The organism is Thiobacillus sp. (assembly GCA_024235835.1).
Taxonomy (GTDB): Bacteria; Pseudomonadota; Gammaproteobacteria; order Burkholderiales; family Thiobacillaceae; genus PFJX01.
In genome coordinates this window covers 353,306-366,489 of record JACKLQ010000001.1, presented here as the reverse complement: position 1 = coordinate 366,489, position 13,184 = coordinate 353,306, and the positions used below count along the sequence as shown (strand labels likewise).

Below are 13,184 nucleotides of genomic sequence, written 5' to 3'. Positions count from 1 at the left end.
CCGCTCCTGACAAGACTTGCTCGCGGGCGTTGCATGGTCAGGCTCGAGTTCATGGGACGATCCTCAAGGTTTGTTGCATGTTCAGGGGCAGATAGGTCATGTTCATTTGGCCCTGGGTAATTTCATCGACCCGCCATGATCCGGCCAGGGTGTCCCCCTTGCGAGCCAGGAGGACGGTCTCTCCCTGGGTCAGGAACACCACCAAGCCATCGGGTTCCACCCAGCGGCCCATGAAACGGAAGGGCATGGGCGGGGGGGACGGGCGCGGTGGGGGCATGGCCACAACGGGCGGGGGTTTGGGGGGCGGAGGTTTCCAGGATTGGACGGGGAAAAGATTCGCCTTCATGGGGCCAAGGTCGCGGGCAGCCGAAGCGACCGGCTTGGCAACGGGAAGAGCCGGGCCGCTTGTCGCAACCCGGGGAGACTGGCGCTTGGCCGCTTCCACGACCTCTGTTTCCTCTTCCCCGCCATGGGGCCAGAGGCTTGCCAGCAACACGGCAGCAAGAACCAGCAGAAGCCAGCGCATACGCTTGTTCATGCCCCGGCCTCCAGATACAGGGTGAAGCGCAGGGTCGCCTCAAGTTGAGGCGTCTCGATGCTGTCGCGGCGCACCAGCAGGCTGTTCAGGGAAAGGGCCGGTTCCTCGGCAAGCAGACCCGCGACAAACTCGCGGATTGCGGGATAGTCGCCGGACAAGGGCAAAGTGAACTGGTAAGTGCGATAGCCGACACCAGTCTCATGGACCAGACGGTAATCGCCCCGTGCCAGTTCGATGCCGGCCGCATCGGCTGCGTTGAAAATACGGCGCAGGGCTTCGTCAGCCTCCGGTTCAAGGGCCGGGCGTTCGCCCTCGCTCGACGCCGGGAGGAGGCGTCGAGCCTCGGTCGGCACGAGCATGGCACGCTGGTTGCCAGTGACCAGGGCATCCAGCCGTTGTTCCATGGGCCGCAGCAGTCCGGCGTCCGCCAGCAGGGCACCGACCACGAGCAGAGCCCCCAAGGCGCCCACCCGCCCCAGAGAAAGGACATGGAAAAACATGCGATCCGCCAGGCGTGACATCAGCGTCTCCATTCCAGGCGGAGAACGAAGCGAATGGGTCGCTGCGCATCCTCTTCCAGTATCTTGTGGCTGGAAAGCACGACACCATCCATGCCGGCCTCCTGCTTCAGTTGCTCCAGGTAGGCCAGCATGTCCTCGGCGCTTCGTGCCTCGGCGGTAATGCTTGCCTCCCTGCGCCGGTCGTCCGCTTCCAGGGACAGCAGGGCGATTTTCCCGCGGCTGGTGCGTTCCAGCTTGTCAAGAAGTGCGCCCCAGGGCGTAGTCAGGCGAGCCTTGACTTCAGCCGCGGTGACCTGCTGGCTGACGCCGGCCTTCCTGCCACTTCTGCTGGCCTGTGCGGTGTCAGCCTTGAGTTTTCGGGCGAGCCCCTCCTCCCGGGCAATGTTTCCGTCCAGGGCCTGATGTTGAAAGAAGACCATGGCCGCAAGCCCGATGCCGACGGCCAGCAAAACCCAGGCCGCCAGGGAAGGGCGTGGGCGCGGGTGCAGAAAATCCAGATCCACGTAGCGCATGGTCAAGTTCCCAGCATGGCGGCCATGCCTTGCTCGGCCGGGCCCAATTGGCGCAGTTCGATCCTGCCGGCCAGGGCTTGCCAGCTGCCGGGGACATGCATGTTTGAAAGCCAGACAGGGCCTTGTGTGCCTTCCGCCTCCAGCAAGGATTCCCTGGCCATCATGTCGGCCAGGTCCCGAACCGGGTCAGGACCGGTCAGGGCGGACCTCAGGGCGCGGAACCGCCCGCCCTGCATGCGTGCCAGGGTCAGCCGGCCTGGTTCGGCCAGGGCCAGCCAGGCTGTACCACGCCCAAGGGAGGCCCGGTACCGATTGCAGGCCACGGCCAGCCATGGTTGCAGGCCGATGGCTCGCACGCCGGCGGTTGCCAACACCGCATCGAGTTCGGATAGGCGCTCCGGTGGCAGGGTACTGACCAGAAAGGGGTCCCCTGGGGGCTCAGCCTGGGCCACCAGCTGCCAGTTCCGGGCGGACTCGCCGAACTGGGACACCAGGCGTTCACGGGCCCAGCCCAGCAACTCAGCATGTGACAACCTGACCGGTGTGGCCGGCAGAAGATAAACGGGGGCGAAATGGTGGGACAGCACCACCCGGGCGCGGGCATCGGGACGACCGGCCGCAAGCAGTTCCGCCAGAGCCTTGAGGGCTCCGTTCCAGCCGGGATCAGCCACCGCAGCCTCCTGCAAGCGCCTGCCTGTGGTCACGGCTACATGGCCGGGGGCGAGAGCAATGCGTGCGCTAGGCCACGAAAGTGACACGATTGATCTCCTCCAGGGTAGTCACGCCTCGGCGCACCATGTCCAGGGCCGAGTCCCTGAGATTTCGCACGCCCGCCCGGGCTGCCGCCTCCTTCACCTGGCGAATGGGTGAGCGGGCAACGATGAGTTCGCGAATCTCGTCATTGAGCAGCATCATCTCTGCGATGGCCTGCCTGCCCTTGTAACCGCTGCCACGGCACTGTCCGCAACCGCGGCCGGCGCGGAAGTCGAAGCCGGCGGCCTGCTGGGGCGTCAGGGCTGAATCCGCCAGCAACTGGGCGTCGGGGACAAAGGGTTCGGCGCAATGGGGGCAGGTGACCCGGACAAGCCTCTGGGCAAGGATGCCGTTCAGGGCGGAAACGAAACTGTAGGGGTCCACCCCCATGTGCATGAATCGGCCGATCACGTCGAAGACGTTGTTGGCATGGACGGTGGTGAACACCAGATGGCCGGTAAGGGCGGACTGCACGGCGATCTGGGCCGTCTCGGCATCCCTGATCTCGCCTACCATGATCTTGTCCGGGTCATGGCGCAAAATGGAACGCAGGCCCCGGGCGAAGGTAAGCCCTTTCTTCTCGTTCACCGGTATCTGAAGGATGCCGGGCAGCTGATACTCCACGGGGTCCTCGATGGTGATGATCTTGTCCTGGCCGGTGTGTATCTCGGAGATGGCGGCATAAAGGGTGGTGGTCTTGCCGGAACCCGTCGGACCGGTCACCAGGAACATGCCATAAGGCTCCCGGGCCAGCTTGCGGATCCGGTTCAGGGTGGCCGCATCGAAGCCCAGCCGCTCCAGGGTGATGCCCTTGAGTTCGTCCGCCAGCTGCTGGCGGTCCAGCACGCGCAGAACGGCGTCCTCACCGAATACGCCGGGCATGATGGAGACCCGAAGGTCGATCTCGCGGCCCTTCATCTGGACCTTGAAACGCCCGTCCTGGGGCACGCGACGCTCGGCGATGTCCAGTTCCGCCATGACCTTGACCCTGGAGATGACCTGCTCCGCCATGTCCCGCCCGGCCGTCTGGCCGATATGGTTGAGCACCCCGTCGATGCGGTACTTGATGGCCAGGCCCTGGGCATCGTTCTCCAGGTGAATGTCCGAGGCGCCACTGGACAGTGCGTCGTAGAGGGTGGAGTGGACGAGCTTCACCACCGGCGAAGCGTCCGCGCCGATGGCCTTGAGGGAGATCTCTTCCACCCGTTCGCCCGCGGCGGCGCCCTGGGATTCACCCAGTACCCCATCCATGGCGCGAAGACCGCCTTCCAGGCGGTTCAGCCAGGCCAGGATGTCCTCCCTCAGGGCCAGAACGATTGTGAACGGCACCAATATCCGCCGCTCGGCCCATTCCAGAAGGTCCGGCTTGAGGGGGTCAGCGAACACGAACCACACCCTGCCTTCGCCATCCCTGCAGACGGCGCATTCGCGCTCCAGGGCCTCACTGAAGGGCAGGAGGTCGAAGGCTGGTTCCAGGTCCCGCAGACGGTCCATCCCCAGGGTCGGATAGGCGAAGGCTCGGCCCAGTTCGTCCAGGAATTCCGCCCCGGAAACCCCGCACAGCGCCTCCAGGGCAGCCAGCAATGTACCGCCCTGGCTCCGGACCTTCTCCCGGGCCTGTTGCACGAGTTCTGCCGTAAGCTTCATTCCAGGCTTCCCGCCAGTTCAAAGATGGGCAGGTACAAAAGCACCACGATCAGGCCGATGATCAAGCCGATCACCGCCATCAGCAGGGGCTCGAAAAGGCGTGTGAACCAGTCCACGAAGCGGCTGGTCTCCTCGTCGTGAAAGGTGGCGATGGCTTCCATCATGTCCCCCATGCGTCCGCTTTTCTCTCCCACCCGCAGCATGCGCAGGGCCACCGGGGTGGTGAGCCCTGCCCGCTCCATGGCCTGGGAAATGGACTTGCCCTCCCGTATCTCCGCCGAGGCGGCCTCGAGGCGGCTTCGCAGTTCGGGATGCAGGAGCCCGGAGGCCATTTCCAGGGCAGTGACCACCGGGATGCCGCCGGAGAGCAGCATCCCCACGGTGCGATAGAAGCGCGTAAGTTGGAAAATCCGCAACCGCTCACCCAGGGCAGGCAGGCTCCAGGCCACCCGTCCCAGCAAGGCCCGGGTGCCGGGGCGGGTGGCACCATACAGGAATGCGCTCGCCAGGCCCAGCAGCAATAGACCCGCCTCTGCCGCATGGGCCTCGGCGAATCCGCCCCATTCCATGAGCATGCGGGAAGCCCAGGGCAGGCGGTCCACATTGTCCGCATAGATGGACGAAAACCGGGGGGTCACGTAGCCCAGCAGGAACAGGGCCACCAGGCCGCCCAGCCCCATCAGCAGCAAGGGGTAGATGGATGCGGAAAGGGCCTTCTTGCGCACCTGCTCCACCTGGTCCTGGTAGGCCACGTAGCGCCCCAGGGCCTGGGGCAGATCCCCGGTGCGCTCGGAGGCGCGAACCGTGGCGATGTACAACGCTGGGAACACCAGGGGCTGGTGTGCGATGGCCGCGGAAAAGGACTCGCCTTCATAGAGATGCCTCAGCACGTCAGTGAGCACCTTGCGGGTCTCGGGCCGGGTTTCCTTTTCTTCCAGGGTCTGCAGGGCTTCGACAAGGGCCAGGCCACTGTTGAGCAGGGCGAGCAGTTCCCTGGAAAAAAGGGACAGGGGAAAGCGGCCATGGCGCCCCAGGGGCCAAGCGGCAAGTCGGGAACCCGTGCGCACGTCCAGCACCGTCAGGCCCTGGAGCCTGGCCTGCTGGGCTGCGTCCGAGGAATCGGCCGCCTCCAGTCTCAACCGTACGCGGCCCTCGCGGCCCAGGGCCCGGATCTCGAATAACATGCACGCTACCAGTTGGTGATGTCGGCTGCCTCACCCGTACCGCCAGGCTGGCCATCCTTGCCCAGGGAGTACAGGTCCACCTCGCCATGTTCCCCGGGGAATCGGTACACGTAGGCGTTGCCCCAGGGGTCCATGGGCACGGCCTTCTTGAGATAGGGCCCCTGCCAGCGGGCCTCGCCGTTGGGCTGCGCGCTCAGGGCAGACAACCCCTGTTCGCTGCCCGGATAGTGGCCGACGTCCAGACGATACTGGTCCAGGGCGTCTTCCAGGGCGCGAATCTGGGCCCTGGCCACCTTGACCTCGGACTTGCCCACCTGGGAGAAATACCGCGGCGCCACATAGCCCACCAGCAAACCCAGGATGACCAACACCACCAGGAGTTCCAGCAGAGTGAACCCCCTCTGCTTAAGAGATTGCAATACTTGAGGACTCTTCATGCCTGTTTCGAGGGGGCCATGCCGCAAGCGAGGGCTCTTGGCGAACGCCCATATAAAAAGGTGACTATGACATCGGTTCATGAAGATATTGTGCATGGAATGCCGCTTAATGAAGCTGATTCAGAGTATTAATACCTTGACATGCCGAAACGGTCTTGTCACTGGTTAAAATCGAAGCCCGCCGTCGTTTTTGAGCCGATGGAAATCCCCCGCCAAGATGAAGACGCCCACAGAGCCCCTGGACCTGTTTTCCGCGTCAGGTCCCCAGCGATCTGCCAGCGTCGCTCCCCTGGCCGAGGCGCTGCGGCCCCGGAACCTGAGTGAGGTCATAGGCCAAACCCATCTGCTGGGCCCGGGCATGCCCCTGCGCCTGGCTTTCGAGGCGGGCCGCCTCCACTCCATGATCCTTTGGGGCCCTCCTGGGGTGGGCAAGACCACCCTGGCCCGCCTGACTGCCCAGCACTTCGATGCCGACTTCATCCAGATTTCCGCCGTGCTGGCCGGGGTGAAGGAGATACGCGAAGCCGTGGAAAGGGCCCGCATCAACCTGCACCAGGGCCGCCAGACCATTCTGTTCGTGGACGAAGTACACCGTTTCAACAAGGCCCAACAGGATGCCTTCCTGCCCCACGTGGAATCAGGACTCATCACCTTCATAGGCGCCACCACGGAGAACCCCTCCTTCGAGGTGGTTGGCGCCCTGCTCTCCCGGGCCCAGGTTTACGTACTCAACGCCCTCGACGTGGATGAACTGGCCGCCCTGCTCGACAGGGCCCTGACGCAAGGCAAGCTGGGGCTGGAATTGAGCGATGAGGCTTGCAAGATGCTGGTGGCCTATGCCGACGGGGACGGCCGCAGACTCATAAACCTGGCGGAGCAGTTGTCCGTGGCCGCCCTCACCGCCGGCATCTCCCAGGTGGAAGCCGCCTTCGCCACACGAGCCCTGTCCCCATCGCTGCGCCGTTTCGACAAGGGGGGAGAAGCCTTCTACGACCAGATCTCCGCCCTGCACAAGAGCGTGCGGGGCTCCCATCCGGACGCCTCCCTATATTGGTTTACCCGCATGCTTGACGGTGGCGCCGACCCCCGCTATCTGGCCCGCCGCATCGTGCGCATGGCGTGGGAAGACATCGGCCTGGCTGACCCCCGCGCCACCCGCATGGCCCTGGACGCCGCGGAAACCTACGAGCGCCTGGGCAGCCCGGAAGGCGAACTGGCCCTGGCCCAGGCGGTGATCTACCTGGCCTGCGCCCCCAAGTCCAACGCCGGTTACCAGGCCTACGGAGCCGCCCGGCGCTTCGTGAAGGAAGACGGCTCCCGCCCCGTGCCCCTGCATCTGCGCAACGCGCCCACCAAGCTCATGCAGGAACTGGGTTACGGCCATGCCTACCGCTATGCCCACGACGAGCCCGAGGCCTATGCGGCCGGCGAGACCTATTTTCCGGACGAGTTAAAAACATCTCCACGCTTTTACTCGCCCACTCCACGTGGATTGGAGAGCAACATCGGCGAACGGCTGGAGCACCTCAGGAAACTGGATGCCCTCGCCCGGGAAAAAGGCAGCAAATGAGCGGCACAACTTGCTGTTCTCCTTGTCCTGTCCCGGCCATGGCTGCTAGAATTCACCAGCTTTGCGTCCGGCTTGGTGTCGGACCGGCTAAATCCACACATCCGCACTGTTAAGGTGCTCCGGCCAAGCCGGGGTTCTTCGCGGATGGCGGCAAAACCTTAACCTAGGAGCAGTCCATGTCCGTGACCATGCGTCAGATGCTGGAAGCCGGTGTTCATTTCGGCCACCAGACCCGTTACTGGAATCCCAAGATGGCCCCCTTCATCTTCGGCCATCGCAACAAGATCCACATCATCAACCTGGAAAAGACCCTGCCGATGTTCAGCGAGGCCGCCAAGTTCGCGCGCCAGCTGGCTTCCAACCGGGGCTCCATCCTGTTCGTGGGCACCAAGCGCCAGGCCCGGGACATCATGGCCGAAGAGGCTGCCCGTTGCGGCATGCCCTACATCTCCCACCGTTGGCTGGGCGGCATGCTGACCAACTTCAAGACCGTCAAGCAATCCGTCAAGCGCATGAAGGACATGGAAGCCCTCCTTGCCGACTCCACCCTGAGCAAGAAGGAAACCCTGCGCCTGCAGCGTGAATACGACAAGCTGCTGAACAGCCTGGGCGGCATCAAGGATATGGACCGCCTGCCCGACGCCCTGTTCGTGGTGGACGTGGGCTACCAGAAGATCGCCATCACCGAAGCCAACAAGCTGGGCATTCCCGTGATCGGCGTGGTGGACTCCAACAACACCCCCGAAGGCGTGGACTACGTGGTTCCCGGCAACGACGATTCCGCCCGTGCCATCCGCCTGTATGCCCGCGGCCTGGCTGACGCCGTGCTGGAAGGCAAGGCCAACATGGTTGAGGAACTCGTGGCTGCCGCCGGCGAGGACGAATACGTCGAAGTCGACGCCGGCGAGGCCTCTGGCCAATAAGCGCGGCGAAATAGGACGACGGGGCTGGGCCCCTACTAAGATTGCAAAAATTTGACGCCCCGCACCCCGGGGCGTTTTTACAGACTTTAGGAGATCGAAATGGCTGAAATCACCGCATCCATGGTGAAGGAACTGCGCGAACGCACCGACGCCCCCATGATGGACTGCAAGAAGGCCCTCACCGAAGCCACCGGCGACATGCAGAAGGCCGAGGAAATCCTGCGCGTGCGATTCGGCAACAAGGCCGCCAAGAGCGCCGGCCGCGTGGCTGCCGAGGGCGTGGTATCCATCAACATCGGCGCCGACGGCAAGTCCGCCGCCATGGTGGAAGTGAACTGCGAGACCGACTTCGTGGCCAAGAACGATGATTTCCTGGCCCTGACCCGCGCCCTGGCCGAGATGGTGCTGAACCAGAAACCCGCCGACGTGGCCGCCCTTTCCGCCCTGCCCTACAACGGCAAGAGCGTGGAAGAGGCCCGCACCGAGCTGGTGGGCAAGATCGGCGAGAACATGTCCATCCGCCGCTTCGTGCGCCTGGATGCCCAGGGCAAGTTCGCCAGCTACATCCATGGCAACAAGATCGGCGTGCTGGTGGACGTTTCCGGCGACGAGGCCATGGCCAAGGACATCGCCATGCACATCGCCGCTTCCAAGCCCAAGTCCCTGGACGCCTCCGGCGTGTCCCAGGATCTGATCGACACCGAGCGCCGCGTGGCCATCGAGAAGGCCAAGGAAGCCGGCAAGCCGGAAGCCATGCTGGAGAAGATCGCCGAGGGCACCGTGCAGAAGTTCCTCAAGGAAGTCACCCTGCTGTCCCAGCCCTTCGTAAAGGACGACAAACAGACCGTGGAGCAGGTGCTGAAGTCCAAGGGCGCCCAGTGCCACGGCTTCACCATGTTCATCGTCGGCGAAGGCATCGAGAAGAAGGTCACCGACTTCGCCGCCGAAGTGGCCGCCGCCGCCAAGGTCTGAGCCTGAGGAAACAAACGCCATGGCTGCCGTTACCCGCGTATTGCTGAAACTCTCCGGCGAAGCCCTCATGGGGCCCGACGCCTTCGGTTACCACGCCGAGACCATGGCCGCCATCGTCGGCCAGATCAGGGAAGTGGTGGACCTGGGCACGGAGGTAGGCATCGTGGTGGGAGGCGGCAACCTGTTTCGGGGTGCCACCGGTGCCCTGACTGGCATGGACCGGGCCACCGCCGATTCCATGGGCATGCTGGCCACGGTGATGAACGCCCTGGCCCTGAAGGATGCCCTCATGGCCGCCGGCGTGGAAGCCCGGGTGCAGACTGCCGTCACCATCGCCCATGTGGGCGAGGCCTTCGAGCGGGATAGCGCCGTGCGACACCTGGAAAAGGGTCGGGTGGTCATCTTCGGCGGCGGCACCGGCAACCCCTTCTTCACCACGGACACCGCCGCGGCCCTGAGGGGTGCGGAGATCGGCGCCGACATGATGCTGAAGGCCACCAAGGTGGATGGTGTCTATACCGCAGACCCCAAGAAGGATCCCACCGCCACTCGCTTCGCCCAGCTCACCTTCGATGAAGCCATCGCCAGAAACCTGGGCGTTCTGGATACCGCCGCCTTTGCCCTTTGCCGGGAGCAGCAACTGCCCCTGGCCGTGTTCAGCATCTTCAAGGCCGGCGCCATGAAGCGCGTGATCATGGGCGAGCCCGAAGGTACCCGCGTGGTACCTTGAACGCCCTGAGCAGCAAAGAAACAGGAGAACGACATGATTGCCGACATCAAGAAATCCGCCGAAGAAAAGATGAAGAAGTCCCTCGAAGCCTTGAAGGCTGACTTCCACAAGGTGCGGACCGGCCGGGCCCATGCGGGCATCCTGGATCACGTGAAGGTGGATTACTACGGCACCCTGATGCCCATCAACCAGGTGGCCAACATCTCCGTCATGGATGCCCATACCCTGGGCGTTCAACCCTGGGAGAAACCCATGGTATCCAAGGTGGAAAAGGCCATCCGTGACTCCGACCTGGGCCTGAACCCTGCCTCCATGGGCGAGGTGATCCGCGTGCCCATGCCCCCCCTCACCGAGGAACGCCGCAAGGAACTGGTGAAGCTGGTGCGGGGCGAGGCCGAGAACGGCAAGGTGGCCGTGCGCAACATCCGCCGCGACGCCATTGCCCACCTGAAGGAACTGGTGAAGAACAAGGAAGCCTCCGAGGACGAGGAGCGCCGTGCCCAGGACGAGGTGCAGAAACTCACTGACAAGTACATCGCCGAGATCGACAAGGCCACGGTCGAAAAGGAAAAGGATTTGATGGCGGTTTAATTCAAGCGGGCAGCCTTCAGTCATCAGTTTGCAGTCTACTGATCGCTGCCAACTGCAGACTGCCAACTTGAAACGATGATCAAACGCTTCTTCAGCACCACCGCGGCCATACCGGAGACCATCCAGGTCCCCAGGCACATTGCCATCATCATGGACGGCAACGGCCGCTGGGCAAAGAAACGCCTCATGCCCAGGGTGGCCGGCCACGCCCAGGGCGTTGAGCGGGTGCGGGACATGGTCCAGGCCTGCATTGAGCGAGGCGTCGAGTACCTCACCCTGTTCGCCTTCAGCTCCGAGAACTGGCGTCGTCCCCAGGACGAAGTGAACCGCCTGATGGAGCTTTTCGTCATGGCCCTGGAACGGGAAGTCTCCAAGATGGGCCAGAACGGCGTGCGTCTTCGGGTGGTAGGCGACCTGTCACGGTTCGATAACCGCCTGCGGGAACTCATCACCAAGGGAGAGGCCGACACGGCAGGTAACGAACGTCTCACCCTCACCGTATGCGCCAACTACGGTGGCCGCTGGGACCTGCTGCATGCGGTCAACAACTGGCGCAAGGCCCATCCGGAAAGCCCTGAACTGACGGAGGAGGCCCTGGCCGGCTTCCTGAGCATGCACTATGCCCCGGAGCCGGACCTGTTCATCCGTACCGGCGGGGAGAAGCGAATCAGCAACTTCCTGCTCTGGCAACTGGCCTACACCGAGTTGTACTTCACCGATACCCTCTGGCCAGATTTCGATGCCCGGGCCCTGGACACCGCCATTGCTTCCTATGGCAAGCGGGAACGCCGTTTCGGTCGTACCAGCGAACAACTCCAGGAAAGCTGAGCCGACTTGCTCACCCGCATTCTCACGGCCCTGCCTCTCATCGCCGGCTTTCTAGTCGCCCTTTTCCTCGCCTCCCCCACCCTGTGGATGGGCATCATGGGACTGGCCCTTTTCCTGGGCGCCCTGGAATGGGCGGACCTCACCGGACTGGGAAAGGGCCTGGGAAGTATCTACGCGGGCGTGCTCACCCTGGCGAGTGCCGCGCTGGCCCTGTACGGCCAGGGTAGCTCCTGGGCCTACCTGCTATCCCTGTCCTTCTGGCTCATGGCGCCCTGGCTGCTGTATCGCGGCACGACGTTCCGGGCCAGGCCCCTGCTGCTCGCCATGGGCATGCTGGTCCTGGTGCCCACCTATGTCGCCATCGTCGATCTGAGGGGGCAGTCTCCGGGCCTGCTGCTGGCGGTGGTGGGACTGGTGGTCATCGCCGACAGTGCCGCCTACTTCAGCGGCCGTCGCTTTGGGCGGCACAAACTGGCCCCCAGCATCAGCCCGGGCAAGACCCGGGAAGGGGTCGCGGGTGCCTGGGTGGGTGTCTCCGTTTATGCTCTGGTGCTCGCCTTGGCCTGGCCCGAGGGCCTGCCGGTCTCCTGGCTGCCTGCCATGCTGGCCGCCTGGGCCTTGCTGTTCCTTTCCGTGGTAGGCGACCTGATGGAGAGCTGGATCAAGCGCCAGGCCGGCGTCAAGGACAGCGGCAATCTCCTGCCCGGCCATGGCGGTGTTCTGGACCGCATCGACAGCCTCACGGCCACCCTCCCCGCCGCCACGCTTTTTTACATGTGGATGCAATGAAGAACCTGACCATTCTGGGCGCCACCGGCACCATCGGGGTCAACACCCTGGATGTGGTGGCCCGTCATCCCGACAAGTTCCGGGTGGTGGCCCTCACCGGCCAGAACCAGCTGGAGAAACTGGCGGAGCAGTGCCGGCGATTCCGCCCCCGCTATGCGGTGGTGATGGAGGAGGACAAGGCCCAGTCCCTCAGGGAAATGCTGCGGGACCTGGACATGGAGGTTCTGGCGGGGGTGGAAGCCCTGGAACAGGTCTCCACCCTGCCCGAGGTGGACAGCGTCATGGCGGCCATCGTGGGCGCCGCCGGCATGCGCCCCGCCCTGGCGGCGGCCAGGGCGGGCAAGCAGGTGCTTCTGGCCAACAAGGAAACCCTGGTCATGGCCGGCCGCTTCTTCATGGAAGCGGTCGTTGACCACGGCGCCACCCTACTGCCCATCGACTCGGAGCACAACGCCGTGTTCCAGTCCATGCCGGCCGATTACAACGGCGACCTGGCAGTCCATGGCGTGCGCCGCATCCTCCTCACCGCCTCCGGCGGCCCATTCCGCACCCGATCAGTGGAGACCCTCAAGGACGTCACGCCCGAACAAGCCGTGGCCCATCCCAACTGGGTCATGGGCCGGAAGATCTCGGTGGACTCCGCCACCATGATGAACAAGGGCCTGGAGGTCATCGAGGCCAGCTGGCTGTTCAACGCCCGGCCAGAGCAGATCGAGGTGGTGATCCATCCCCAGAGCATCGTCCACAGCATGGTGGAATACCTGGACGGGTCGGTGCTGGCCCAGTTATCCAACCCGGACATGCGTACCCCCATCGCCCACTCCCTGGCCTACCCGGAGAGGGTGGAGGCCGGCGTGACCTGGCTGGATCTGTCCAAAATCGGCACTCTCACCTTTGAAAACCCCGACTACGCCCGCTTTCCCTGCCTGAAGCTGGCCTACCAGGCCCTGGAAGCCGGTGGCGCCTCCCCGGCCATCCTCAATGCCGCCAACGAAGAGGCCGTGGCCGCCTTCCTTGATCACCGCCTGCCCTACCTGGGCATCGCTGCCATCCTGACCGAGGTGCTGGACCGCCTCGCCGGCCAGCGAGCTGACAGCCTGGAAGACCTGTTGGCCGCGGATACCGAGGCCAGGGCAGTTGCTCGGGAACGCATTGCCGCACGCTAGACTCCCAGCCGGGCTCTCCCATA

General features: G+C 64.2%; 15 protein-coding genes. 8 read left to right on the top strand and 7 right to left on the bottom strand.

All coding sequences use genetic code 11. From position 1 onward, the window contains the following. Positions 1 to 49 precede the first annotated feature (49 nt). The 7 genes from H6935_01800 to gspG all read right to left on the bottom strand — a co-directional run bounded on the left by H6935_01800 (position 50) and on the right by gspG (position 5,592). Positions 50 to 538, bottom strand: coding sequence for a hypothetical protein (locus H6935_01800; protein MCP5277078.1), 489 nt, complete (start codon positions 536 to 538; stop codon positions 50 to 52). Then, entirely contained in the window at positions 535 to 1,059 is a 525-nt protein-coding gene (locus H6935_01795) for a hypothetical protein (protein ID MCP5277077.1), read from the bottom strand. Before H6935_01795 ends, H6935_01800 begins: the two co-directional genes overlap by 4 nt. Continuing rightward, positions 1,059 to 1,571, bottom strand: a complete 513-nt coding sequence (locus H6935_01790; GenBank protein ID MCP5277076.1) for a hypothetical protein — start codon at positions 1,569 to 1,571, stop codon at positions 1,059 to 1,061. Before H6935_01790 ends, H6935_01795 begins: the two co-directional genes overlap by 1 nt. A gap of 2 nt (positions 1,572 to 1,573) precedes the next feature. After that, complete coding sequence (locus tag H6935_01785) at positions 1,574 to 2,242, bottom strand: hypothetical protein (protein MCP5277075.1); 669 nt, start codon at positions 2,240 to 2,242, stop codon at positions 1,574 to 1,576. A gap of 67 nt (positions 2,243 to 2,309) precedes the next feature. Continuing rightward, positions 2,310 to 3,971, bottom strand: a complete 1,662-nt coding sequence (locus H6935_01780) for a type II/IV secretion system protein (protein ID MCP5277074.1) — start codon at positions 3,969 to 3,971, stop codon at positions 2,310 to 2,312. Next, a complete protein-coding gene (locus tag H6935_01775; protein ID MCP5277073.1) occupies positions 3,968 to 5,155 on the bottom strand; it encodes a type II secretion system F family protein in 1,188 nt (395 codons plus the stop codon). The genes H6935_01780 and H6935_01775 overlap by 4 nt, the downstream gene beginning before the upstream one ends. A gap of 5 nt (positions 5,156 to 5,160) precedes the next feature. Beyond that, on the bottom strand, positions 5,161 to 5,592 hold the full coding sequence (gene gspG, locus H6935_01770) for a type II secretion system major pseudopilin GspG (protein ID MCP5277072.1): 432 nt from the start codon (positions 5,590 to 5,592) through the stop codon (positions 5,161 to 5,163). Positions 5,593 to 5,809: 217 nt separating this feature from the next. Between gspG and H6935_01765 the strand changes: the two genes are divergently transcribed. The 8 genes from H6935_01765 (at position 5,810) to H6935_01730 (ending at position 13,161) form a co-directional block, all read left to right on the top strand. Further along, entirely contained in the window at positions 5,810 to 7,162 is a 1,353-nt protein-coding gene (locus H6935_01765; protein MCP5277071.1) for a replication-associated recombination protein A, read from the top strand. 176 nt (positions 7,163 to 7,338) lie between these two features. Then, complete coding sequence (gene rpsB / locus H6935_01760) at positions 7,339 to 8,085, top strand: 30S ribosomal protein S2 (GenBank protein MCP5277070.1); 747 nt, start codon at positions 7,339 to 7,341, stop codon at positions 8,083 to 8,085. Between the two features lie 99 nt (positions 8,086 to 8,184). After that, the gene (locus H6935_01755; GenBank protein MCP5277069.1) at positions 8,185 to 9,057 is read left to right on the top strand and encodes an elongation factor Ts; all 873 of its coding nucleotides are present in this window, start codon (positions 8,185 to 8,187) and stop codon (positions 9,055 to 9,057) included. Positions 9,058 to 9,076: 19 nt separating this feature from the next. Further along, positions 9,077 to 9,787 carry a UMP kinase gene (locus H6935_01750; GenBank protein MCP5277068.1) on the top strand — a complete coding sequence of 237 codons (711 nt, stop codon included), beginning with the start codon at positions 9,077 to 9,079 and terminating at the stop codon, positions 9,785 to 9,787. Between the two features lie 33 nt (positions 9,788 to 9,820). After that, complete coding sequence (gene frr / locus H6935_01745) at positions 9,821 to 10,378, top strand: ribosome recycling factor (GenBank protein MCP5277067.1); 558 nt, start codon at positions 9,821 to 9,823, stop codon at positions 10,376 to 10,378. A gap of 75 nt (positions 10,379 to 10,453) precedes the next feature. Further along, entirely contained in the window at positions 10,454 to 11,206 is a 753-nt protein-coding gene (uppS, locus tag H6935_01740) for a di-trans,poly-cis-decaprenylcistransferase (GenBank protein MCP5277066.1), read from the top strand. A 6-nt stretch (positions 11,207 to 11,212) separates the two neighbouring features. Further along, on the top strand, positions 11,213 to 11,995 hold the full coding sequence (locus tag H6935_01735; protein ID MCP5277065.1) for a phosphatidate cytidylyltransferase: 783 nt from the start codon (positions 11,213 to 11,215) through the stop codon (positions 11,993 to 11,995). Then, complete coding sequence (locus H6935_01730) at positions 11,992 to 13,161, top strand: 1-deoxy-D-xylulose-5-phosphate reductoisomerase (GenBank protein ID MCP5277064.1); 1,170 nt, start codon at positions 11,992 to 11,994, stop codon at positions 13,159 to 13,161. The genes H6935_01735 and H6935_01730 overlap by 4 nt, the downstream gene beginning before the upstream one ends. The last annotated feature ends 23 nt before the right edge of the window (positions 13,162 to 13,184 follow it).